Origin of the sequence: Actinoplanes subtropicus (assembly GCF_000721705.1) — a bacterium.
GTDB lineage: Bacteria > Actinomycetota > Actinomycetes > Mycobacteriales > Micromonosporaceae > Actinoplanes > Actinoplanes subtropicus.
Window position 1 is genome coordinate 25,052 of record NZ_JOJL01000044.1, and the last position, 24,335, is coordinate 49,386.

Annotated in this window: 23 protein-coding genes; all 23 read left to right on the plus strand. The window is 72.1% G+C overall.

Features of this window, described 5'->3' with window-relative positions; all coding sequences use genetic code 11:
- The first annotated feature begins 14 nt into the window (after positions 1–14).
- The 23 genes from IH26_RS0145145 (at position 15) to IH26_RS0145255 (ending at position 24,237) form a co-directional block, all read left to right on the plus strand.
- Positions 15–1,280, plus strand: a complete 1,266-nt coding sequence (locus tag IH26_RS0145145) for a styrene monooxygenase/indole monooxygenase family protein (protein ID WP_030442469.1) — start codon at positions 15–17, stop codon at positions 1,278–1,280.
- A gap of 168 nt (positions 1,281–1,448) precedes the next feature.
- Positions 1,449–1,790 carry a helix-turn-helix domain-containing protein gene (locus IH26_RS0145150; RefSeq protein ID WP_157437724.1) on the plus strand — a complete coding sequence of 114 codons (342 nt, stop codon included), beginning with the start codon at positions 1,449–1,451 and terminating at the stop codon, positions 1,788–1,790.
- A gap of 1,591 nt (positions 1,791–3,381) precedes the next feature.
- The gene (locus tag IH26_RS60605; protein WP_157437726.1) at positions 3,382–3,654 is read left to right on the plus strand and encodes a hypothetical protein; all 273 of its coding nucleotides are present in this window, start codon (positions 3,382–3,384) and stop codon (positions 3,652–3,654) included.
- Positions 3,655–4,229: 575 nt separating this feature from the next.
- Positions 4,230–5,492 (plus strand): cytochrome P450, encoded by a 1,263-nt coding sequence (locus tag IH26_RS0145160; RefSeq protein ID WP_169789915.1) that lies wholly within the window; start codon positions 4,230–4,232, stop codon positions 5,490–5,492.
- Complete coding sequence (locus IH26_RS0145165) at positions 5,489–6,640, plus strand: histidine decarboxylase (RefSeq protein WP_157437728.1); 1,152 nt, start codon at positions 5,489–5,491, stop codon at positions 6,638–6,640. Before IH26_RS0145160 ends, IH26_RS0145165 begins: the two co-directional genes overlap by 4 nt.
- Complete coding sequence (locus tag IH26_RS0145170) at positions 6,637–7,257, plus strand: hypothetical protein (RefSeq protein WP_157437729.1); 621 nt, start codon at positions 6,637–6,639, stop codon at positions 7,255–7,257. The genes IH26_RS0145165 and IH26_RS0145170 overlap by 4 nt, the downstream gene beginning before the upstream one ends.
- A gap of 278 nt (positions 7,258–7,535) precedes the next feature.
- Complete coding sequence (locus IH26_RS0145175; protein ID WP_063763869.1) at positions 7,536–8,978, plus strand: MFS transporter; 1,443 nt, start codon at positions 7,536–7,538, stop codon at positions 8,976–8,978.
- A gap of 368 nt (positions 8,979–9,346) precedes the next feature.
- Complete coding sequence (locus IH26_RS0145180; protein ID WP_030442476.1) at positions 9,347–9,715, plus strand: hypothetical protein; 369 nt, start codon at positions 9,347–9,349, stop codon at positions 9,713–9,715.
- A complete protein-coding gene (locus IH26_RS60610) occupies positions 9,709–10,563 on the plus strand; it encodes a hypothetical protein (RefSeq protein WP_030442477.1) in 855 nt (284 codons plus the stop codon). The genes IH26_RS0145180 and IH26_RS60610 overlap by 7 nt, the downstream gene beginning before the upstream one ends.
- A complete protein-coding gene (locus tag IH26_RS0145190; RefSeq protein WP_034217432.1) occupies positions 10,560–11,258 on the plus strand; it encodes an SAF domain-containing protein in 699 nt (232 codons plus the stop codon). The genes IH26_RS60610 and IH26_RS0145190 overlap by 4 nt, the downstream gene beginning before the upstream one ends.
- Positions 11,259–11,281: 23 nt before the next feature.
- Positions 11,282–12,013 carry a CpaE/TadZ family protein gene (locus IH26_RS0145195; protein WP_030442479.1) on the plus strand — a complete coding sequence of 244 codons (732 nt, stop codon included), beginning with the start codon at positions 11,282–11,284 and terminating at the stop codon, positions 12,011–12,013.
- On the plus strand, positions 12,010–13,356 hold the full coding sequence (locus tag IH26_RS0145200; RefSeq protein ID WP_030442480.1) for a TadA family conjugal transfer-associated ATPase: 1,347 nt from the start codon (positions 12,010–12,012) through the stop codon (positions 13,354–13,356). The genes IH26_RS0145195 and IH26_RS0145200 overlap by 4 nt, the downstream gene beginning before the upstream one ends.
- 3 nt (positions 13,357–13,359) lie before the next feature.
- Positions 13,360–14,217 carry a type II secretion system F family protein gene (locus IH26_RS0145205; RefSeq protein WP_030442481.1) on the plus strand — a complete coding sequence of 286 codons (858 nt, stop codon included), beginning with the start codon at positions 13,360–13,362 and terminating at the stop codon, positions 14,215–14,217.
- Positions 14,214–15,086 carry a type II secretion system F family protein gene (locus tag IH26_RS0145210; protein WP_030442482.1) on the plus strand — a complete coding sequence of 291 codons (873 nt, stop codon included), beginning with the start codon at positions 14,214–14,216 and terminating at the stop codon, positions 15,084–15,086. The genes IH26_RS0145205 and IH26_RS0145210 overlap by 4 nt, the downstream gene beginning before the upstream one ends.
- Positions 15,087–15,225: 139 nt before the next feature.
- Complete coding sequence (locus tag IH26_RS0145215; RefSeq protein ID WP_030442483.1) at positions 15,226–15,441, plus strand: hypothetical protein; 216 nt, start codon at positions 15,226–15,228, stop codon at positions 15,439–15,441.
- Positions 15,442–15,447: 6 nt separating this feature from the next.
- The gene (locus tag IH26_RS0145220; protein WP_342668360.1) at positions 15,448–15,957 is read left to right on the plus strand and encodes a TadE family protein; all 510 of its coding nucleotides are present in this window, start codon (positions 15,448–15,450) and stop codon (positions 15,955–15,957) included.
- Positions 15,954–16,400 (plus strand): TadE/TadG family type IV pilus assembly protein, encoded by a 447-nt coding sequence (locus IH26_RS0145225; protein ID WP_030442485.1) that lies wholly within the window; start codon positions 15,954–15,956, stop codon positions 16,398–16,400. The genes IH26_RS0145220 and IH26_RS0145225 overlap by 4 nt, the downstream gene beginning before the upstream one ends.
- Entirely contained in the window at positions 16,397–16,891 is a 495-nt protein-coding gene (locus IH26_RS0145230; RefSeq protein WP_425394460.1) for a pilus assembly protein TadG-related protein, read from the plus strand. The genes IH26_RS0145225 and IH26_RS0145230 overlap by 4 nt, the downstream gene beginning before the upstream one ends.
- Before the next feature lie 31 nt (positions 16,892–16,922).
- Positions 16,923–20,111: a BTAD domain-containing putative transcriptional regulator gene (locus tag IH26_RS0145235; protein ID WP_030442487.1), complete on the plus strand. Its 3,189-nt coding sequence runs from the start codon at positions 16,923–16,925 to the stop codon at positions 20,109–20,111.
- A complete protein-coding gene (locus IH26_RS58965) occupies positions 20,108–21,232 on the plus strand; it encodes a DUF2637 domain-containing protein (protein ID WP_084599699.1) in 1,125 nt (374 codons plus the stop codon). The genes IH26_RS0145235 and IH26_RS58965 overlap by 4 nt, the downstream gene beginning before the upstream one ends.
- A gap of 43 nt (positions 21,233–21,275) precedes the next feature.
- Positions 21,276–21,944, plus strand: a complete 669-nt coding sequence (locus tag IH26_RS54830; protein WP_051809708.1) for a prepilin peptidase — start codon at positions 21,276–21,278, stop codon at positions 21,942–21,944.
- Positions 21,945–22,304: 360 nt separating this feature from the next.
- Positions 22,305–23,135 carry a hypothetical protein gene (locus tag IH26_RS0145250; protein WP_030442490.1) on the plus strand — a complete coding sequence of 277 codons (831 nt, stop codon included), beginning with the start codon at positions 22,305–22,307 and terminating at the stop codon, positions 23,133–23,135.
- Positions 23,136–23,646: 511 nt separating this feature from the next.
- Positions 23,647–24,237, plus strand: a complete 591-nt coding sequence (locus IH26_RS0145255) for a hypothetical protein (protein ID WP_030442491.1) — start codon at positions 23,647–23,649, stop codon at positions 24,235–24,237.
- Positions 24,238–24,335 lie beyond the last annotated feature (98 nt).

The window sequence follows — 24,335 nt, forward strand, 5'->3', positions numbered from 1 at the left end:
TTTGAGGAGGCATGATGCGCAGGATTCTCATCGTTGGCGCCGGCCAGGCCGGCCTCCAACTGGCCCTCAGCCTGCACGCTGAGGACATCAACGTGACCCTCATATCAGCTCGCACCCCAGACGAGATCCGCAACGGGTGGCCGCTGTCCACCCAGGCGATGTTCGAGCCCGCCCTCGCGCTCGAACGGGCGTACCGCCTGAACCTGTGGGAGTCGCAGACCCCACCCCTGGCCGGGCTGCACATGACGCTGCGCCAGCCAGGAGAACCAGCCACCGTGCACATCCGCGCACCGCTGGAGTCCCCTGGCCGCTCGACCGACCAGCGCGTCAAGATGGCCGGCTGGCTGCAACTGTGCCAGGAACGGGGCGTCAACGTCCGCTACCGGGCAGTCAACGCACATGATCTCGCCAGGCTGGCCCGATCGGGCGACTACGACCTGACGGTGGTCGCGGCCGGCAAGGGAGAATTCGCGCGCCTGTTTGAGCGAGACCCGGCCCGTTCCCCCTTCACGGAGCCGCAGCGCGCCCTGGCCGCCGTCTACGTGCACGGCCTGCAACCCGACCCCGGCTGGCCGGACAGTCATGTCGCCAGCCACACGGTCACGGGGCTCGGGGAGTTGTTCCTCATCCCGGCCCTGGCCGCGGCGGGACCCTGCGACATCCTGTTCTGGAGCGCCGTGCCCGGCTCCCCGCTCGACCAATGGGCGGCCGAACCAGGCCAGCTCGACCCAAGCACCCATCTGGCCCGCACCCTGGCCTTGATCCGCACATATCTACCGGATGTCTACCAGCAGCGCTGCACCACGGTGGAGCTCGCTGACGCCCGGGCCAGCCTGCACGGCCGCTACGTCCCCACCGTCCGCCGACCGGTCGCCGCGCTTCCGGGCGGCGGCTTCGCGCTGGGCATCGGTGACGTCATCCTCGCCAACGACCCCGCGACCGGCCAAGGAGCCAACACGGCGGCGCGCGCCGCCGCCCACTACCTGCACGCGATCGTCGGCCGCGGCGAGCAGCCGTTCGACGCAGCCTGGGCGGCCGAGACAGCCGAAGCGTTTTGGACCTCCCACGGCCGGTCGGTCACCAACTGGACGAACCTCATGCTGCGCCCCACACCGCACGTTCAGCACCTGCTGCACGCAGCCGCCCAGAATCCGGCAACCGCACGGCGCCTGGCCGCAGGCTTCGCCGACCCTGTCACCCTCGACGACTGGTTCACCACCCCCGGCCCCGCCCACCACTACCTTGCATCCCTGCCCGGCCGACCGGTGACCTGCCCATGAGCGCGGCAGCATGCCCGCTATCGCCAGCAGCCAGGCGCAAATACGCACGGCAAAAGACCGCCACAGCAATCCCCCATAAACCAGATCAGACGCAATACCGGCGGACCAAACGGGACCACGCGAGACAAGCGCGTAGCCCATCGCCGCCGAACACGAGAAGGAGCTGCCGTGGAGTTGGCAGACGACCCTCTGGAGGAGCCGGCACGCCAGCCTGCGGCTCTTGCGGGAGGCGAGCGGCTGAAATGCCTGCGAGGGCGGATGAGATGGACCCAGCCGCAGCTGGCGCGTCGCTTTCAGGAGGTCGGGGCGTGGTATCTGGGTGCTCCGATATGGATCAGCTCGCTGGTGTCGATGATCAGCAAATGGGAGAAGGACGTCATCGTCCCCGACTCCTACAACCTGAATATCCTGGCTGAGTCGCTGGAGGTACCGGTCGAACAGCTCGGATTCCCCATAGATCCGCACTACGTGCACCCACCGCGTCGGGCGACGCCGCTGCCGCTCGACTAACGGCAGCCGCCCAGCGCTGGCGCGCCCGAAGCTTCCGTACTAACTCGATATCCGTCAAAGCGGCCTATTGTCGGTACATCTGACAAGAAGTGACAAGTAGCGACAATGGATTAATGCCGTGTTGGTCGCGAGGCTGATCCCATGAGTGATCAACGTTTCGACACGGCTCGTATGGGTCGGGCGGTCTGTCGGCCGACGACCGTGGTCCGCGCAGATCAGCCGCGACCGGATTCCGCCACGGCGCCATCGGCTACTGGCCGGGCCGGCCTCCGTGGGCCGCAGCGGTCTTGGGTTCCCGGGATGGTCGCGGCAGCGCGGCGGTTCTCGTACCTAATGGCCCCGCTGACGGGCATCCGTGTGCCGCCTTCGGTCCAGGCTGATCCCGGCGAGGCACGGCCGCAGCCTCCGTTCGCGTACGCCGCCGCGGCCCGGCGCGCTTTGCCTGAGGTAACCAGCGATGCCTATCTGGCCGGCGGCCCGCTCGACGAACATCCTCGCGGCAATGGGCCGGCAGCGATCGCCTGCGTCGCGGATCGGTTGCCCGTCTACGACGTGCCAGCCGGCGTCCCGTTCGCGATCATGAGCGGCCGGCCAGTGCACCTTCCGGTCATCGATCAGCAGCGAGGATGGGTGCGATTGCTGCTGCCTGCGCGGCCAAACGGCTCAAGCGGGTGGCTGGACAGCGAACGGGTCAGGATCATCCCCCCACCTGCCGCGACCGTCCGACCCGGCAGGGCGAGCGATACCTGTACGTGCGCCACTGCGCGTCCGGACCCGCCGTTGGCGATCCACCCAGCCAGCACCAAAGTCGTGACCATGACAATCCGACCGGCTTCACGATCCACCTCGCGCAGTCCCCGTTCCTGGCCGCGCGGGCGCGCCGGCGCCGGCTGAGGCCGCACCGATCGCGACGGTGTTGGTGGCGAAGCTGCCGGGTGCCTCGCCGTGCCGCACGCTGGGCTCGCGGTGACGGTTCACCCACTACCCCCTGAAACGCAGGCACGTCGTCATGGCCATCGACTGGCGCGCTGTGCGGTCACGTGATGACTGCGACGCGTTCGTCGGCTTGCTGGGCCTGGGCCGCATCAGGCTGGGCCTAGGCATTGTCGAGTCCTCTGGGGGCCTTGCGGTACACCTCATCCCGCCCGCCGCCCTGCCCGAAAGAACATCTGAGAACTTGGCAATGTAGATACAGGCGACAATACGTGACAACAGGTGACAATAGCTTCGTAGCGGTTGCAAGGCCACGCTTGATCGCATGAGAGATCACCCCACCGACACCGCCGCGGAGCGAATCGATGGCGCGGCGCCGCGCCGCAGCAGTCGAGGCGCTGCCGCAGGCGTCGTCGACCCGCTTCGGCCGGAACTGGTGAACCTGCCCGCTATCGATGAGCAGCCGGGCCGCGTCCTCGTCACCCCGGTCACGCCGGCGACGTCATCACGATCCCCCGGGCTGCCGGAAGTTTTGCGGCACCCGTCTGCGGCGTTGTCCGGCGCCCGCGCCCGTCCTCGGGCGGGTGTCCGCATCCGCCGCTGACTCAACTGAGCTAACGCCAGCCCTCACTACCCCGGTCCAGGAAAGGACACGACCGTGAAGACCACTACCACTGTGCTGCTCGCTGTTGCTCCGCTCGCCGCTGCGGCGGCGCTGATCGCCGCCCCGGCGGCGCCGACGCTGATGTGCGCTGCCGCTGCGGTGCCTGCGTATGCCGAGACGTTCAAGTTCACTTCTTCGGCCCTCGCGGGCATGACGGCCGGCCGCAAGGACGCTCCCGACCAGCTGGCCGTCGCGGGACCACGTGGACATTCACGCGCTCACCCGACCACCTCGGTGATCGTGACCGTGCCCAGTTCCTGTCTCTGACCGGATGCCGCCCTGCCATTCGGGCGTGATCCCAGAGGAGCCGGACAGGCGAGCCGTCGATCAACCGAAGCTGATAGCCGCACACGCCGACGACCATGCCCGACCTGGACGGGCCGGCCGCCGCGTCCGAGTGGGACTTACCCGCTGCTGGGTGGCCGGTCGCCGATGTCCACAGCCGGTCCGACGGGCTCACTGTCAGCAACCGCCCAGCGGTGCGGGACAGACCCCGGATCACCGCGTCAGCCTGCGGTTGCAGGGTGGGCTGCTGCCTTCGCCCCTGACGCTTGACAGCGCAGGGCTAAGGCTCCCGAACGCCGCCGGGTACAGGCCGGTCCCCCCGTGCCGGCCTGCCCGGCGGCCCCACCCCAGCCAGAACTGAACCACCAGTACCGCCGACCGGCGCCGTGAGCCGCTTGACCGGGGGCCGGCCCGCAGGCCACTGCATCCGCCAGCTCAGCAACCCAACGCCAACCCATTTAGGGCTGTGCCGTGCCCGGACTCCGTCGCCGCCGGCCCCGGCCAACCACACCCGTGCACCGCGACCCGCGGCGCACCTTCTCCTGGAGGAGCCAATGATGCGCTTTGACCCGTTCGATATCGGCTATGACCGGGACCCGGCCGCCATGTGGCGGCGGCTGCTCGCCGAGGGCCCGGGGGTCGGTTTCGACCCGGATTTGGGCCTGTGGATCATCGCCGGTTACGACAACGTCCGCGACGTGCTCGGCGACGGCCGCCGGTTCAGCAACGCCACGACGCTGACCCCGGTAGCCCCGCTGTCCGGGGCGGCGCTGGCGCAGCTGGCCGGTGTGCAGTGGACACCGGGCATCGTCAGCGCCGATCCGCCCCGGCACGCCGGGCTGCGGTCGGTCCTGCGGTCGGTCGTGCCCGGCACCGCCGAGCTGGTGCGCGACCGGTGGCTGCCGTTGTTGCTGCTGCGCGCTGGACAGGTGGCCGAGGAACTCGGCGAGCAGGGCAGCGTCGATCTGGTCGATCAGGTCAGCCGGCGGCTGCCGCTGCTGGTCATGCTCGACGTGCTCGGTCTGCCGGCCGAGGACGCCACGATGATCGGCCACTGGACTGCCAGCACGGCCGAGCTGCTCTGGGGCCGGCCCACCGCCGCGGAGCAGCTGGCCGGGCTGTACCGGCTGCTGGAGTTCCGGGATTACTGCCGGGCACTGATCCGCGTCCGGCTCACCACGCCCCGGCCAGCGCCGGGCGTCCTCGGTGACCTGCTTGCCTACCGCGCCGGCCGGGAGGCGCGGCTGGCCGTCGAGCAGGCCGCCTCGCTGCTGCTGGACCTGCTGCTCGCCGGGTCGGCGTTCACCACGGCCGCCCTCGGGCACGCGCTCGAACACGCCCTGGCGGATCCGCGGCGGTGGAGCCGGGTGGCCGGCGACGCCCATCTGCGGGCAACGCTGATCGAGGAGTCGCTGCGGTTCAGCCCGGCCGTGGACGGCTGGCTGCGGCTGGCGCTGTCCGACACCACCGTCGGCGGAGTCACCATCCCGGCGGGCAGCCGGTGCCTGGTGCTGCTCGGTAGTGCCGGTCACGACGAAACGGTGTACACCGACCCGCAGATCTTCGACCCGGGTAGGGCGCGGCTGTCGCGGCACCTGGCCTTCGGCTACGGCCCGCACCAGTGCCCAGCCGCCGCGCTGGCCCGCCTTCAGCTGGACACCGCGCTGGCCGTCCTGGCCCTGCGGCTTCCCGCCCTGCGGCTGAGCGCCGACCACGTCCGCCGGTTCCGGCCGTCGGTAGCGGTCCGGGCGCACACCGCGATGCCGGCAGTCACCGTCGGCAGCCGCTGCCCCGTCACGCACGGCGGGGAGGTCCGGTGATATCCGCGGAGATGCTCTGCCCGCCGCCGGAAGTCGCGCCGGCGCGGCCGTCCAGGCTGGACCCGTACCTGAGCGAGGTCCTGGCCCGGATCAGGGCGGCGGACGCCACGAACATCGGCTATCAGCGCGCGACCGACATCGACTACACCCCGTTGACGCCGTTCTTCGGGCACATGCTCAACAACCCGGGTGACCCCCGCGTCGACCCGCTCTACCCGCTGCACACCATGGACGTGGAGCGACGTGTCCTGGCCTGGTTCGCGCGGCTGTTCCGCGCCGAGCGCGGGTGGAGCGGCTACCTGGCCACCGGCAGCACCGAAGGGACCCTGCACAGCCTGCGGCTGGCCCGGGCCAAGCTGATCGACCCGATCGTCTACTACTCCAGCGCCGCGCACTACTCCGTGCCCAAGGCCGCCCGCGTGCTGGGCCTGCCGGCCATTGCTGTCGGCGCCGAACCGCACGGCGAAATGGACTACGCGGACCTGCAGGCCAAGGCGGCCCGCAATCGGTCGAGGGCAGCGGTCGTGGTGGCCACCATCGGCACCACGATGACCGAGGCGATCGACTGCGTTCCGGCGATCCGAGCCAGCCTGGATGCGGCCGGGGTCGCCCGGACCTGGATCCACGCCGACGCCGCCCTCGGCGGCGCCCCGGCCGCGCTGACCGGACGCCACGACTTCGACCTGCACCCGGGTGGCTCGGACAGCATCGTGGTATCGGGGCACAAATGGTGGGGCACCCCCATCCCGTGCGCCGTGACCCTGGCCGCCCACCGGCCCCTGGCCGACAGCCGCTTGGTCGCCTACATCGGCAACGCGGACACGACCATCGCCGGCTCCCGCGCCGGCCTGGCCGCCGTCCTGCTCTGGCACGCGCTCACCGAGCATCCCCTGGCCGGTCAACGGCTGCGCGTCCAGAAAGCCCGCGCGACCGCCGGCTACGCCCGCCGGCGGCTGGCCGCCAAAGGCTGGGCGTGCTGGCGCAACCCCGACGCCGTCACGGTCATGCTGCGCCCCCTGCCCGACGCGGTGGCCAAGCAGTGGCCCCTGCCCACCGAGGCGGACTGGAGCCATCTCATCTGCATGCCCGGCGTCACCACCGCCCACATCGACCGCCTGGTCGCCAACCTCGAAGGAGCCATCCGATGATGAACATCAGCCCCGCCCGCACCAGCACGGTGGCCGACGCCGCCGCACCCATCCCGGCCCAGCACCCCACCAGCGCAACCCGCGTGATCGCCCGCACCCGAACCGGACACGCGCTCGTGATGGTCATCGCCGCGCTGCTCGCCGCGACCACCCTCCTCGCCGGCGCGCCACCGGCACAGGCCGCCACCTATCGAGACATCAGGTCGGTCCGGTACGGCGTCTGCGCATACAACCTCGGCGACCCGCTGGAGGACTTCCGCAACCAGAAATGCGGCTCCGCCCCCACAACCAGAGGCAAGTGGACGGTCACCCTCGTGGGCTACTACAACAACCACAAGCTCTGGGTCCTGCACCGCCAGGCCGGATCATGTCTGGGCGTCGACGGCACCCCCGGCAGCCGCACCGACCCATACCTGTACATGAGTTGCGACCCCCAAGGCAGCCGCAACGTCTGGGAAATCTTCACCACCGGCAGCCGCTACGTCTTCAAAAGCTTCGGCGCCTACACCACCTTCGGCGCTCACCGCTGCCTGGTCTTCAACGCCCCCGGCCGGGCCTACAAACCCCAGCTCGGCGCATGCAGCCTCACCAATACCAGCGACATGATCTACCAGTAGGCCGCTGACCACCGACCGCGGCTACCTCGGCCAGCAGGCCCACCTCGCCACCGCTGACATCCAGCGCCCCAGGCGAAGCCGCAGCGCGACCCGTCCAGCCGAACGCGCCTGCGACGGAGTCGTCGGCTGCTGCCTGACCGGCCCATCTCCCGGTCGACACCCCAATCCAGCGCCTTCACGGGGCCGCCCCGCGCCACCACGGTCCGGGCGGCCCACTACCCCTGGTCCGGATCGCAGGCCGGCTCCCGCGCCACCTTCGCACACCCACGGAGATCCCGATGACCGTCACCCCGCACCGCGACCCCCCAGGCCCGGCCGTCGACGATCGGCGGGCGTTACGCCGGTACCGGGTTGCCATCAGCGCGCTGTTCGGCATCGCAGGAGCCGTGCTCGGCGCCTGGACCGCGCGGATGCCGGCCATCCAGCACCACCTGCAGCTCTCACACAGCCAACTGAGCATCGCCCTGCTCGCCCTGGCCGCAGGCGGACTGGCCGGCATGCGATCCGCCGGCCGGCTCGTCGACCGCTACGGCAGCGCCGCGGTGGCCATCCCGACCGCGCTGATCCTCGGCCCCGCGCTCGCCGCCACCGCGTACGTCCCCTCATTGCCGACGCTGGCAGCGGCGCTGCTGCTCCTCGGCAGCGTGCACGGCCTATTGAACGTGAGCATGAACGCCGCCGCGTTGACCTGCCAGAACGCCTACCAGCGGCCGATCATGAGCGGCATCCACGCCTGGTTTAGCATCGGCGGCGCCCTGGGAGCCGGTGCCGGAGCCGGATGCGCCCACCTTCAGCTCAGCTGCCCGGCAACGTACACCGCCATCGGCGCCGCCATAACAGTGATCGCGGCCCTGGCCGCGCGCCGACTGGCCCCGCCGGTCCAGGTGGTGCTGTCCGAACCTGACCCCCCGGCCGGGGCGCGGCCGTCGCGGCACCGTGGACGCATCCTGCTGCTCGGCGCGCTCGCGGCCTGCTCACTGCTGTGCGAGGGCGCGATCGCCGATTGGTCCAGTGTTTACCTGGACGGGATCGGCGCCACCTCGACCATCGCCGGGGCCGGGTACGCTGCGTTCGCCGGGGCCATGACCGTCGGCCGGCTGGTCGGCGACCGGATCAGCGCCCGCGTCAAGCCGGTCACGCTGCTACGCGCCAGCGGCCTGCTGGCCTGCGCGGGCATGACCACCGGCCTCCTCACTGGTACCCCCGCGGCCGCCGTCGCCGGCTACGGACTGCTCGGCGCCGGACTGGCCGGCATCATTCCCCAGATCTACACCGCCGCCGGCACGCTCGACCCCGACCACCCCGGCTCCGGACTGTCCCGCGTCGCCGCTCTCGGCTACGCCGGCTTCGTCGTCGGCCCAGTCCTCGTCGGCGCCGCCGCCATGCACGTCGGCCTCGGCCAGGCGCTGCTGATCCTGCCCGCCCTGGCCGGGCTCATCGCCGTCGCCGCGCCCGCCGTACGCGGCCCACGACACACGCCGGCGCACCGACGCATCGGAACCGCCGATCGCCGCCTCCTGGGCACGCTGGAACCAACCCCGCCGCAGCCCCCTACCCGGACACACGTCCGCGCGGAGCCCGACGCCGTGCTCATCGAGGTTCGGCTCATGGTGCCGGCCTGCGCCGTGCACGGCAGCCCCGGGCGGGAATTGGCCGTCACGACCCGTCACCCGATGACAACTACCGCCATGCCCACCGATCGCGAAGGCTGGATCTCATGAGGATCGATCATCGTCCAGAACGTCGTCGCCACTGGAACTCGAGCCCCGCGCTGTTCCAGGCCCCCGGTCAAGGCCGCCGCACTGTCGAGATCCGGTCTCCCGGCGGCCTGCCGGCCGGCCCGCGGGTACGCGAGCCGAGCCCGGCCACCGGCGGCGACCCGCATCCTCCGAGGGCGAGATCCGCGATACCGACGTTTCAGCGCCGGCCCTGGACGTGGCCTTGTGCAGCGATCATGGCGGTAGCGCTTACCGCGTGTGGCTCAGGCCGAACACCGGGCCCTGCGGTGTCAAGTCCGCCAGCGCCGCCGCCGACAGCCACCGGATCCAGCCAGGAACCGCAGCAGCAGGCCCTTGCTGCCTATCAAGGGATGTGGCGGTCCTACGCCAAGGCAGGCCTTACCGCGAACCGCGACGAACCGGACCTCGCCGTATACGCGACCGGTCCCGCGCTGAAGCTGCTGCGTGACGGCCTCGCGGGCTACCGGGCCAAGGGGCAAGTGTTCCGGGGCGAATACCGATCCAACCCGTCGGTCGCCGCAGCGACGCCGGCCGCGCGTCCCTCGACGGTCATCATTGCCGATTGTCTCGATAGCACCAATTTCCTGGTCTACAAGACTTCGGGGGAGAAGGCCGACGACGTGCCGGGCGGGCGCCGTTCGACGAGCGCGACAGTGAGGATGCTGGGCGGGGTCTGGAAGGTCACCAGCTTCGCGGTCCGGAAGAAGGGCACATGCTGAGCCGTCCGATCACCACAGTCGTCACCAGCGCGGCAGTCCTGGCCGTCGTCCTGCTGCCGGGCGCCAGCGCATCGGCCGACGACCCGTGGGAGCCGGTCGACTGCACCGCCCACCCGCAGTCGCCGGGGTGCACGGTCACTGTGGGCACCCCGCAGCGGCGAGGCGGCGACGGCGGTGGCGGCGACCATTCCGGTGGCGGCTCCGGCGCGGGCCACGATGCATGTCGCTGGGTCAGGGCCGGTGATCGGCCACCGCCGGCCGGGGCCGATCCCGCCGGCGGCGGCTGGTACATGCAGGTCTGCGGAAACGACACCAGCGCACTGGGCACAGCGCCGCAGTGGATAGCGAATCCGCCGGCCGCCGCACCGGCCGTTCTTGCCCGCCGGGCGTCAGCGGACCTCACCCTGCCGTCCCCGAGGATCCGGGCGAATCCGGATCCGGGACACGACCTGCTCGTCCAGGTACCGATCTGGCTGTGGATCGACCCGTCGAGCTGGGGTGCCCGATCCGCGAACGCCGCCGTGCCCGGCCTATCGGTCACCGCGACCGCCCGGCCCACGCAGGTGCGCTGGGAGATGGGCGACGGCACCACCCTGACCTGTACCGGGCCGGGCACCGTCTGGCGGGCCGGCGGCGATCCGAGCGCCGCCTCACCGGATTGCGGTCACGTCTACCGCCGCTCGTCAGCCGGAGCCTCCGGCGGGGCGTTCACGGTGCGGGCGACGGTGACCTGGAGCGTCTCCTGGGTCGGCGCGGGGACCGAGGGCACTCTGGCCCCGCTGACCACCACCTCCACCGTGGACGTCCACGTGGCCGAATCACAGGCGATCAACGGGGGAACCGCATGAGGGCCATGACCGAACGACCCCGCACCCCGGGCACGGGGCCCGAACTGAATCCGCCCGTCGTCGGCACGCTGCCCGGCAGCCGCCGGCCGGGCCGGCGCAGCGGCCGCAGGGTCGCCGCCGGACTGCTGATCGTCATCGCCACGGTGGTCGTCTTCTGGCAGGTGGACTTGCGCCGGCACGCCGACGAAGCGTTCCTGTCCACCGTCCGTCCGGTCGCCGCGGGAAAGGCCATCAGCGACGGCGACCTCACCGTCGTGCGCGTGGCCAACACCTCCGGCCTGGCGCTGATCGCTGCCAGCCGCCGCAGCGAGGTCGTCGGCCGCTCCGCCGCCGCCCCCATACCGGCGGGGGTGCTGCTCACCGCAGCCCAGGTCGGGCCGTCCGCGTGGCCACCGAGCGGGCAGGCCGTCATCGCGTTGCCGGTCAAGCCCGGCCGGGCACCGGCCGCGCTGACGGCCGGCGCCACCGTCGTCGTGCTGGTCGTGCCGAGCACCGCCGGCCAGAACAGCTCGTCCGGCGGCGCGAACAGTGGCGACGGCACCCTCCGGGCGGTGGCCACCGTCGTGTCGGTGTTGACCGGAGGAGACCAGGTCGGCTCGCAGTTGGTGACCCTGCTGCTGGCTGCCGACAGCGCGGAGACCGTCGCCTCGGCCAGCGGCGACGTGTCCCTGGTACAGATCGGAGCCCAGCGGTGAACCCGGACCGGTACCCCGAACCGCTGGTGACCGCCGTCGGATCCGTGTCCGGGGCGCCCGGGGCGTCCTGTGCGGCCCTCGGGATGGCCGCGCTCTGGTCGCCGCGTCCCGCGCTGGCGGTCGAGGCGGATCCCGGCGGCGGGGTGCTCGCCGCCCGATTCGGGTTGCCGCAGGGACCCGGCCTGGCCCGGCTGGCCGCGGCGGCCCGTCACGGCGCCCCGGTCGTCGGCGCCGCACGGTTCGTGCAGCAGGTCCCGCTCGGGCTCAACGTGATCGCCGGACCCGGCGACGCCCGGGAAGCGGCCAGCGCCGTGACCATTCTGGCCGCGCGCCCGCAGGCGGCGGTGCGCCACCTGGCGCCGGTCGTGGTCCTCGACCTGGGCCGCCTCTATGTCGACAGCCCCGCGCTGCGGCTGCTGTCGGCCGCCGACGCGGTCGTGCTGGTCACCCACCCGACCGACGAGCACCTCCACCACCTCTACACCCGGCTGCCCGACCTGCACGATAGGGCCCGGCCCGGCGCGCTCGGGCTCGCCGTGACCGGCAAGACCCACTACACGGCGCAGGAGATCGCCGGCCAGCTCGGCGCCCCGGTCTGGGCGTACCTGCCGCGCGACCGGTGGGGCGCGGGCGTCCTGACCGGACGGATGACCGGTCGGGTCTGGTTCCGGACCCGCCTGGCTCACACGCTGAAGGCCCTCGCCGCGCAGCTGTCCGCGACGCCCCGGCCGGCCGGCCTCAGGACGGTGTCATGACCGCCACCCCGCACCCCGTCCCCGCCAGCAACGGCCACAGCACTGTACGCGGCGGCGAGCGGACGACGGCACCCTTGGACGTCGTCGCCCGGCTCCGCTCCGCGGTCAGCGCCCACCTGGCCGGCGCCGGGCCGCTGGCCGACACCGAACGCGACCAGAAGATCGCCGTGTTCATCGCCCAGGAGATCGACGCCAACGCCCGCGCCGACATCGCCGCGGGCCGAGCCCCGCTGTCGCCGCACGTGGAGGCGGCGGTCGCCCGCGCCCTGCGGGACTCGTTCACCGGGCTGGGCGCCCTGCAGCGCCTGATCGACGATCCGAACGTCGAGGATGTCTTCGTCAACGGCTGCGACAACGTGTGGGTGTACACCGTCGACGGGCAGCGGCTGCGGGTCGCGCCGGTGGCCGGCAGCGACGACGAGCTGATCGAGCTGATCCAGATCGCCGCCGCCCGCAGCGGCCAGGAGGAACGCCGCTTCGACCGTGGCAGTCCGTCGCTGTCGCTGCGGCTGCCCGGCGGTCAGCGGCTGTTCGCGGTGATGGCGGTCTCCAAACGGCCCTGCGTGTCGATCCGCTGCAACACGCTGCGCAGGGTGACCCTCGACGACCTGGTCTGCCGGGGTGAACTCACCCCGGCGCTGCGGGCTCTGATCGGTGCGATGGTCCGTGCCCGCAAGAACCTCGTCGTCTCCGGCGGGACCGGGATCGGCAAGACCACCCTGCTGCGGGCCGCCGCCTACGAGATCGATCCGCTGGAGCGGATCGTGACGGTCGAAGACGCCTTCGAGGTCGGCCTCGACGAGGACGAGAACGCGCACCCGAACGCCCCCGCCCTGCAGCGGCGGGAAGCGAACCTGGAAGGCGTCGGCGGCATCGGCTTGGGGACCATGGTCCAGTGGGGGCTGCGGATGCGCCCCGACCGGGTCATCGTCGGCGAGACCCGAGGCGCCGAGGCCCTGGCGATGCTGTTCGCCATGTCCCAGGGCAACGACGGGTCCATGTGCACCATCCACGCCAGCACGTCCAAGCAGGCTCTGCTGCGCCTGGCTCTGTACGCGAGGACCGCCGACGCGGACGGGTTGGAGTTCGACGTGTCGAACATGCTGATCGGCCAAGCCGTCGACTTCGTCATCCACCTCGACCGCGCCACCGACGGCACCCGCGTCGTGTCGTCGATCCGGCAGGTCCTGGAGACCACCGGCGAGCAGATCCCATCCAACGAGATCTACCGTCCCGGCCCGGACCGGCGCGCCGTCCCCGGCGCGCCCCTGCGCACCGACACCCTCGACGACCTGATCGCAGCCGGGTTCGACCCGAACCTGCTGCACCAGGACCGGTGGTAACCCATGCCGCTGATGCCGATCCTGCTCGGGCTGATCTGCGCCGCCGGACTCGCATTGATCCTCGACGGGCTGCGCCGGCGACCCGCCCGACCCGCCCCCGCACGGCGCCGACGCGTGTTCACCCCCGCCGACCGCACCCGGGCACTGCTGGCCGCCGCCGCCGGCCTCGGCGCGGCCCTGGCCACCCGCTGGCCGGTTGCGGCGATCCTCACCGCCGCGGGCGTGTGGGCGCTGCCGCGCATCCTGGGCCCCGACCGCGAATCCCAGCAGGCCCTGGCCCGCATCGAGGCGATCGCCACCTGGACCGAACTGCTGCGCGACACCCTCTCCTCGGCGGCCGGGCTCGAGCAGGCCATCGTCGCTACCGCACCGGTCACCCCGCTGCCGATCCGCACCCAGGTGAACGCCCTGGCCGCGTCACCGCGAGCGGGCATCCGCCTGCCGCACGCGTTGCGCATGTTCGCCGCCGGGCTGGCCGACCCGACCGGCGACCTCGTGGTCCGGGCGCTGCTGCAGGCCGCCGGCTACCACGGCGGGCAGCTGACCGACTGCCTGAGCAGCCTCGCCAGCACCGCCCGCGAGCAGGCGTCCATCCGGATGCGGGTCGCCACGAAACGGGCCGCCACCCGCACCACCGCCCGGATGATCACCGGCACCACCATCGCCATGATCGTCGGTCTGCTGGTCCTCAACCGCGGCTTCCTCGCCCCGTACGGCACCGTCACCGGACAACTGGTGCTACTGGTCATCGGCGGCATCTTCACCGCCGGCTTCAGCTGGATGGCCCGCAGCTCCCGCATCCAGCAGCCCCCACGCATCCTCGCCACGACCGACGCCGTCGCGACCGGGAGGCTCGGATGAACATCTCAGCGTTGCTCGTCGGCGTCGCCTGCGGTCTGGGCCTGCTGCTGGTCGTCGCCGGGCTGATCCCGGCCCGGCCGACCCTGGCCGAGACCCTCGCCGGGCTGCACCGCCCACCCGCCCCGATCGACGCGCCGACCACCATGCGCACCCGTGCACTGTCGACGCCGTTGCGGGCGCTCGGGCTGCCTGGTACCCGCACCCGGGCTGACCTGGCGGTGCTCGACCGCCCGAGCGCCACCCACCTGGCCGATCAGATGCTCGCCGTGATCGCCGGGCTCATCCTGCCCCCGCTGGCCGTCGCCGTCCTGACCGACGCCAGCAGCACCTTCGGCCCGACCACCCCGGTGTGGGTGTCGCTCGCCGGGGCGGCGGGAGGCTGGTGGCTGGCCGAGACCACGGTGCGCAACGAGGCCAAACGCCGCCGCGCCGAACTACGGCACGCCCTGTCCGCCGTCCTCGACCTGGTCGTCATCTCCCTGGCCGCAGGCGCCGGCCTCGAACAGGCACTCGACGACGCCTGCGCCGACACCCACGGCTGGGCCGCCGCCCGCCTGCACGAGGCCGTGGCCACCTCCCGCCTGCTGCGGGTTCCCCCGTGGCGCACCCTCGGCCAGCTCGGCGAGGACACCGGCGTGATCGACCTGCAGGAACTCGCCGCGACGATGAGCCTCGCCGGTGCCGAAGGCGCCCGCATCCGCGTGTCGCTGACCGCCCGCGCCGCCACCCTGCGCGCCCACCAGGGCACCGCGCAGGAAACCCAGGCGAACTCCGCGACCGAACGCATGGCGCTGCCCGTGATGCTGCTCGCGGTGGCGTACATGGGCTTCCTGCTCTTCCCCGCCGTCGCCGCCATCAGCCGCTTCTAACACAAACCCGAACCCGTACGGACCCGTAGCCAGACCCGATAACGACGACCTGCGCAGCCACCCGACTGCGCGGGGGAGTACCACGCTGCCCGAGACACCCGCCCGGCCACCAAACCGGCGCCCCGCGAAGGAGTCCATGATGGACCGCCACCGCTTCATGACCACGCTGATCCTGCTGCACACGGCCCTGGCCGGCCGGCTGCGCGCACTGCGCGCCTCCGACGAGCGCGGCAGCGAAACCACCGAGAAGGTCCTCTGGATCTCCGCGGTCATCGCCGTCGTGCTGCTGGTCTACCCGATCCTCACCGGCAAACTGTCGGACTGGTTCAACAACCTCTCCTTCGGCGGCCTGTGAGCCCTCATGCCACCCATCCGACAGAGCCAGACCGGCCGACACCGGCGCGCCGGAACACCTGCGGACACGACCGGGCCGCCCGCCACCCGCGGGCGGGCACCGGCGAGCGCACGCCTGCGCGGCGACCGCGGGTCGGTCACCGCCGAAATGGTCGCGTCGTGGCCGTGGCTACTGCTGGTCTTCGCCCTCGGCATGCAGATCGGCATGTGGGGCCTGGGCCAACTCGGCGCGCAGTACGCCGCCAACCACGCGCTGCAGACGACCCGCGTACGCGACGGCACTGCCGCGGCCGGGCAGGCCGACGCGACCGCGATCCTGCAGCAGCTAGCCGGCACCTTCGTCGACGAATCAAGCGTCACCGTCGCCCGGACCGCCGACACCGCGACCGTCACGATCCGCGGCCACGCCCCCGCCCTGTTCGGCATCACCCTCCCGGTGCGCACCAGCGTCAGCGCCCCCACCGAACGGTTCCGACCCCAGACCCTCACCCTCGGCCCGATCGGCGACCGCCGATGAACGCCCCGCACCGCCGCGTCGCACGCCGGCGGCTGTCCGGCGACCGCGGCTCGGTCATCGTCGAGGTCGGCCTCGGCTACGCACCCATCATGGTGCTGGCCATCGTCGCCGTGATCGCCGTCGTGCGCATCGTGTCCGCCCAGATGGACGTCAACTCCGCCGCCGCCGCGGCAGCGCGCCAGGCATCCCTGGCCTACACCCCAGGCGCCGCCACCGCCGGCGCCCAGGACGCCGCCACCGCGACCCTGGCCGGCCGCACCCTGACCTGCCGCCCGCGCACCATGAACGTCAACGCCGGATCGATGGCTCCCGGCGGCCAGGTCACCGTCACCATCGACTGTACCGTCGCCCTGCGGGACCTGTTCGGCGTGGGCCTGCCCGGCGCTCTGACGGTCACCAGCCAGTCCACCCAGCCGCTGGACATCTATCGGGGACAGCCATGACACCCACGAACACCACACCCAGCTCTGTGGTATCGCCCACGCTGTCGCGTACAGCCCGGCTGCAGCAGCTGCGCCGCCGGCTGCGCGCGGACGACCGCGGCATGATCACCGCCTGGACCGCCGCCGGCGCCCTCATGATCATCCTGCTGGCCGGGCTCGTGTTCGACCCCGGCATGGCCATGGCCGACCAGGTCCGCCTCTACGACCGCGCCCAGGCCGCCGCCCGCGCCGGCGCCCGCCAGATCGACCTCGCCACCTACCGCACCAGCGGCGTCGCCCGGCTCGACCCCGACGCCGCCGCCCGCGCCGCCGAGCGTTTCCTCGCCGACTCCGGCACCACCGGCACCGCCACTGCCACCACCACCGCGGTCACCGTCACTGTCACCGGCGTCCGGCGCACCCAGCTGCTGTACCTGATCGGGTTCCGCACGATCCCCATCGACGCCACCGCCACCGCCACCCCGGCGACCGGAGTCACCGCCGCCACCTGACCACAGCATCCCCGTCGGAAGAGGCCTCATCGTGCTCGCGTCGCTCACCTCCACCCTGCGCCGGCTCACCGGCGCGACGGTGCTGGCGCTGCTGCTCGCCGCGCCGCCCTGGGCCCTGCTGCACTACCTCGACCGGCCCTGGCCCACCCAGCTGCCCACCTGGTCCGACATCAGCACCCTGCTCACCTCGCCGATGACCGACCACACCCTCGGCGCCCTGCTCACCGCGCTGCTGTGGGTCGCCTGGGCCGCGTTCGCGTGGTCCGCGCTCGCCGAACTCGCCGCCGCCCTCACCGGCCTGAACCTGCCCCAACCCCGCGCCCTCGCGCCCGCACGAGGACTGGCCGCCCTGCTCGTCGCGCTGATCACCGGCGGCATGCTCGCCACCGCCGCGCAAGCCGCCCCGGGCCTATCCCCGCCGGCGCAGGCAGCCGCCGCCTCGGCCGGCTCCCACTCCGCCGCCCAGCACCGCGCACCAGATCGGACCCTTGCGCCACCCCGCCAGGCCGGACCGGTGTCGGTCGTGCCCGTGACCGTCCCCCTGTACGCCGGGCCGCAGCACACCCAGGCACGCGACACCAGCCAGACCCGCACCACCCTCGGCCGGTTGACGCTCGTGTCCGCCGACCGCGAGTACACCTACATCGTCAAGCACGGCGACACCCTCTCCGAGATCGCCGGCCAATGCCTCGGCGACCCGAACCGGTGGCCCGAGATCTACGCCCTCAACCGCGGCACCCATTTCGCCGACATCGGCGGCACCCTCAAGAACCCGAACCTCATCTACCCCGGCTGGACCCTGCACCTGCCCGACGACGCCAGCCCACCCCACAATGCCCACAAGCCCACCGACCCCCCGAACCAGGGACACCCGAAGCCAGACCCGCCGCAGCCCGCCAGCGCGGCCAGCCCGCCCTCGAGCACCCACGCCACGACCGAATCCACGCCGACCACCCCACCACCCACCACCATGGCACCCGGAAACAGCACCGCCCCGGCAACCTCACCGGCCACCACCACCGATCCCGGAACCACCGAGCCGAGCAGCACAGCGCAGCCGAGCCCCGGCCCGACCCACGCGGCCACCGACCACCACACCGGCCCCCGTGGGGTAGCGCTGTCCACGGGCAGCTGGATCGACCTCGGACTCGGCCTCGCGATCGCCGCCGCCGTGGCCCTGGTCTGGAAACACCGCCGCCGCCGCTACATCCCCCAGCCAGCCGGGACGCGCTCGAGCGCCGACGACCACGACCTGGCCCCCATGCCGACGGTGGTCACCCAGATCCGCCGCGGCCTGCGTCAACACCTCCCCAGCCCGACCGACATCGCCCACGCCACCCCGTTGGCTGATCCCGACGACCAGGACCGCGACGACGATCGGGGCAGCGACGCCGGCGCCGGCCCAGCCCCCGGCACGCACGAGCAGGACACCACAGACCCCGACAGCGACGACGGCGACGAACCCGCCGGCCCACGGCCCGCGCCGGTCCCCGTGGTGCCGGCCCTGGCCCACCCCCTCGCCGCGGTGTGGCCCCCGGCCGGAGTCGGCCTGATCGGGCCGGGCGCCACCGCAGCAGCCCGCGGATTCTTCGCCGCCGCCCTCGCCGCCGGCGGCCTCGACGACCCGGACGCCCGTACCTGGGTCGTCATGGCCTCCACCACCGCCGCCACCCTGCTCGGCGCCGCCGCCGTCGGCCTGCCCCACACCCCACGGCTGACCGTGACCGCCGGCCTCGACGAAGCCCTCGACCTGCTCGAAACGCAAACCCTGCACCGCACCCGACTGGTCTACCAGCACGAAGTCGACGACGTCGCCGCGCTGCGCCTCGCCGACCCCTACGAAGAACCCCTACCGTCGATCCTGCTGATCGCAGACACCACCAGCCGCCACGAACGCACCCGCGTGGCCGCCCTGCTCACCCAAGGACAACGGCTCGACATCCACGGCGTCCTGCTCGGCGACTGGCCCGACGGCGACACCATCGACGTCGCCGCCGACGGCACGACCCGCCCGGCCGAGCGCGACGCCACCCACCACGGCACCCACCCCGCCGACGTCGGACGCCTCACCGTCATCGACCCCACCGAGGCGGCCGACCTGATCACCACCCTCGCGGAATCCCACACCGGACGACCACAGCCACCCGCCCCCACCGATCCGCACCCCACGACCCGGGCCACCGATCCCAACGCCGACCACGGGAAAGCCGCCAGTGCGGCCACCGGCGAGGCCACCCCGATACCCGCCACCGGTGCCGGCCGGCACGACCCTGCCATGATCACCGAACCGGCGGCGGCCGAGCCGATCGGCGGACCGGAGCCCACTCTGGCCCGTGAGCCGGCGGCGACAGCGGGCCCCGACACCCCAACGCCGGGAAACGGCGACGCGTCGCCCGGCTCTGCCAGCAGCGACACCACCGGCGATGCGGAGCCGACCGGAATCGCCCCCGGCAGGGTCGAGGTGACCGTCCTGGGCGGCGCCGCGATCCTCGACGCCGACCCCCAACGCGCGCCCCGCCCCAAGTCCCTGGAACTGCTGGTCTACCTGGCCGCCAACGACGGCATCGCCACCGTCGACGCGATCCTCGAGGACCTGCTGCCTGACGCGCCCAGGAGCAAGGCCGGGCACCGCCTGCATACCTACGTCTCCGACCTGCGCGGCGTGCTTCGCCACAACGGCGGACCCGGCGAGTACCTCTCCCACCCGCGGCTGCACTACCGCCTCAACCCCGCCACCGTCGGCGTGGACCTGTGGCAGATCCGCGCCGCGATCACCGAAGCCGCCGTCGCCGACCCCGACGAGCGGATCGCCCTCCTGCGCCGCGCCGTCGCCGCCTACCGAGGAGTCCTCGCCGAAGGCTACGACTACCTGTGGATCGAGCCCTACCGCGAGGCCGTCCGCCGGCAAGCCCTCGACGCCACCACCACCCTGATCGACGCCCTCGCCGAAACCCCTGAGGAACAACTCGTCATCCTCGGCCCGGCGATCAAGCTGCACCCCTACGCCGAAACCCTCTACCAGGCCGCGATGCGCGCCCACGCCCGACTCGGCCACCTCGACGACATCCGGGCGCTGCGCCGCGCCGTCACCGCCGTCGCCGCCGAGATCGACGTCGAACCCGGCGACGACACCCTCACCCTGGCCGACAAACTCGTCGCCGACCTGCAGACCCGCAACCCCCGCATGCCGCTGCAGCCCGGACCCGGAGGCGCCGCATGACCGCAACCACGCTCAACGGCAACCATCCGGCCCTCCGCACCGACACCACTCATTCAGCTCCACCTCTGATCACGGCCCCAGCCGCCCAGGCCCTGCCCGCGCGGCCCGCTCGCCACGAGCCGCCCGACGAGCAGACCAGCCGATGGAAACGGCTACGTTGGGGCGTCCGCGGCGCGCTCGTCGTCGGTGTCGCCGCGTCCGTCGCGGCCAACATGCTGCACGCCCGCTCCAACCCGATCAGCCAAGCCATCGCCGCCTGGCCACCCCTCGCGCTGCTGCTCACCGTCGAACTGATCTCCCGCGTACCCGTCTACCGGCGCTCCCTGGCCGCCGTCCGGCTGCTCGCGACCACCGTCATCGCCGGCATCGCCGCCTGGGTCTCCTACTGGCACATGACCGCGGTCGCCGCCCGATACGGCGAAACCGCCGCCTCCCCCTACCTGCTGCCGCTCTCCGTCGACGGCCTCATCGTCGTGGCCAGCATCTGTCTGGTCGAACTCTCCGGCCGCATCGACGCCAACGACCGCACACCACCGAACCCTCCACCAGCACCAGCACACCCGACCCGGACCGTCACAGCCGCGCAACCGGCAGACGCAGCCCCGCCAGCACCCACCGCGACACCGCACACCGCACCGGGGAGCTTCCCGGCGCCCGCTGCCCGCAACGCGAAGCCCACCGGTGCCGAGCCGAGGACCGACCCGGCCACCGGAGCCCACGACGGCCCGCCGGCCGACGCGGGCGAACGGGCCCAGCGCGAGCCGTCGAAGCCAGCCGAAGCCTTCGCCGAGGACGGCGCCACCACCGCATCTGCCGATGCGGGCACTGCACCCGCCACCGCCGTGCCCGAGACCCCCGTCGACCGGGCCGACGACATCCCGGCGGACCCACCCCAAGCACCACAGCAGACGCCACCACACGACGACCGTGACATCGTCCCCACCGAGACCGGCGCAGCCGTCGCCTACTGGCTGCAGCGCGACCCGAACATGCACCCCAACGACATTGCCGCGCGCATCGGCAAATCCAGCCGCCAAGTCCGCCGATACATGGCAGCTGACCCAGCGGGCGACCGGCGTCGCATCAACGGCGAGCAGAGAAAGCTCCCCACCGACACATGACTGCCCACATCATCGGGTCCCCGCCCATCTCCGTGGGGCCACCGTGCGCGACCAGCTGATCCTCGGCGCGGCCGTCGGGGTGCTCGCAGCAATAGCGGTACCCCGAACCGCCGCCATCTGGACCATGGAGCCGACCGGAAGAACGCCGAACCGATGGCTCAGCAGGACGCTGGCCGGCGCCTGCGCCGCGCCCGTGGCAGCTGCACTGGCGTGGCGGCATCCACCCCATGGATCGCACGAAACCCTCCTGCTCACGGCCTGGCTGCTGTTCACCGTCGCCGGCCTGTCGTTGGCGTGGATCGACATCGTCCTTCAACGGCTACCCACTCGCCTGATCGCCGTCGCCGCGGCCGCCGTCGCCGTCGTCCTGAGCCTCGCCGCGGCCCTCGCCGGCCAGCCGGCTCAGTTGCTCGTCCCTGTGCTGGCCGGCGCTGTCCTCGGCTCCGGCTACACAGCATTCGTTGCCGTCGGCGCGAGCCGGATGGGCATGGGCGACGTACGACTCGCAGCCCTCACCGGGGTCATGCTCGGCACCGGGGGATGGGCGACGCTCCTGCTCGGAGCCGTGCTGCCCTACGTGCTGTCTCTGCCTATCGCCGTTGCCATCCTGTTCCAGCAACGTCAGACAGGCGAACAGAAGCCGTTCCCCTTCGGACCGTTTCTCATCGCCGCGACGATCATCGCCGATCTGCTCACCGGCGACCCGAGGTAGGTAGGTCGCCCCTTACAGCGATAACCGACGAAGTCGCGTCGCCACAACCACAAACCGCAACGAGGAACCGTGACCGCTTGCGGTTCGAGGCCACGCCCCGACGCTTGATCAATCTGGGCGATCAGCTGCTGCGTGAGGTGACTGACACGCTGTCGAGCGACTACACCGGCGTCACCCGGACACGTGCATGGACCTGCACGCGGCCTGCTTCGCAGCGAGGAGCGCAGCTCGACGGGCGAGCTCAACGCCAGCCCCCGTCGGGCTGCGGCGTCCCTCGGGCGTGGGCGCGCATCGCGTCGGGGTTCTGGCACTGGCACACTGAGCCGGGATGGCAGGGTGCGGGTCATTGGAGGAGACGGTATGGCGCAGGACGACCTCGGCGCGGCGCTGTTGCGCCGCCATCCGCGTGCCGCCCAGTGGCAACAGCTCGAAGTCACGGTGGCGAACCTGACCTTCGAGCAGACGTTCGGCCTGGCCGATGCCGCACCGCAGGACGGCAGCCGGGAACAGGCCCGCAGCAGAGTCCTGGCCGCAGTCTCGGGCGAAATCGGCGGACGGCTCGCGTCCCGTTGGGTCCGCTGGGCGGACACGTTCGGGCTGCCCACGCCCGACCCGGACGCGGCACATTCCGAGCAGCTGGCCTATCCGTACCAGCCGGCGGCCACCGCCCAACGGCAGGCGTATCTGGACTCATTGATGCCGCTGTTCGATGCGGCGTTGGGTATCCTCGCCGCCGCGTGCGACCGGCAAGGCGACGACGACTGCGCTGCTCTGACCGCGCCGTGGCGGCGGGTGTGCCTGCCCACCTCGTACACGCCGGCCACCGCGTACGGACCCCATACCCAGGCGGCCTTGTCCGTGCTGCGCTTCGCCGTCGGCATGCCCACGGCCGCCCTCGCACGCATGGTCGAGGCACGCTGCGGGATCGACGAGCAGGTCTGGCAGGACGCCCGCGTCGAGGTCGACACCGCGGGCATGGACGCCGGCTACCCATACCGCACGCGCAGCCTGTACTGGGAAGGCGTCCCGGTCGCCGAGCAGGCCACCCAGCAGTGCCCCACCGACCGTGAGCTGGTCGACGCGCTGTGGGGGGCGGCCGTGGTCCAACTTCTGCCGCGCAAGCTCCCGCCGGCTGCCGTCGGCCTGCTGTGCGCCCCGTACCGGGCCAGCGGCGCAATCCTGCCAAACTAGCGCGGCGCCCTGCAGGCCAAGCCCCAGCACCCACAGAAGTGACCGCCTGCGTCGGGCGCCGGGGCCGTGAGCCGGTCATCAGTTCAGGTAGCTGGCGCGAGGGCACGGGACGACAGGTCGCCGGTGCGCTCCGTCAGCGGAACACTGCCTGCGCAACGGTACGGGTCACGAGGTGACGGCACCGCAAGACCGTTCCGGTCGTGGCGGCGGGCCGATCGCGCGGAACCCGCCCGGCGCGGTGGCGGTCGAGTGATGCGCCATGTTTTCCAGGTGGTTGCACACGCAAAGCTCGGCGTCCCAGCGATGGGAGTCGATGGAGGACGCCGACGCGTGAGCGAATTCTTTCCCGCCCGGCTCACCGCGCGGTCGAGGAAGGCGAACGCGAGGACGAACAGGCTGCTCACCGTCGTGGGAGATCACTGCACTGCGGGTATCCGGGAGCAGGTGACACGAACGAGTGAATGCCGGCGCCCCCATTGACGCTCATCGGTCGCTCTGATCGCATCGTCGGATGCGGACCATCCAGGACTACGCCGACGAAGTGGCCGCCGACGACCAGGGACAGTGGGGTGCCGCGACGCGCCGCGCCGTGGAGTTGATCCGCCACCGTCACCCGACGGTCGACCTGAGCCGACGCCTCCCGCTCACGCAGATCCTGCTGCAGACGAACGCGTTGATCCTCTACGGCCTCGCCGCCAGCGACAGCCGGCACCCCGCCGAGGTCTCCCCGCTCGCCGTGACCAACTGGGCTGCCGACCGCATGTTGCCGCTACCACCGCACCCCGACGGACCGCTGAGCGACACGCAATGGGTCGACGCCGACCGCCGATGGCGGCACGACCTCGACCGGGCCGTCGAACGCGTCCGCCAGGACCTGGCCGAGCTGCTGCGCCGCGCCGGTCACGCGATACCCGACGCCGACCTACGCAGCCTGGACCGCTACTCCGATGACCCGGTGACGATGACCTGGATCGACCTCGCGGACACCGACCCACCCGAGTCACCGGCACGCTACGGCGTCTTCGAACAATTCCCCGTGCCCCGGCTCGCACTCGGCGTCACCGCACTCAACGACCTCCACGACGAAGACGACGAAGACTGAACGGCCCGTTCCGCGCTCGTGCCACGCATGCTCGCCCAACAGTCCTGCAACTCCAGGACGGCCACCCGCGGCCGGCGCTTAACCGCGAAGGCAGCGTG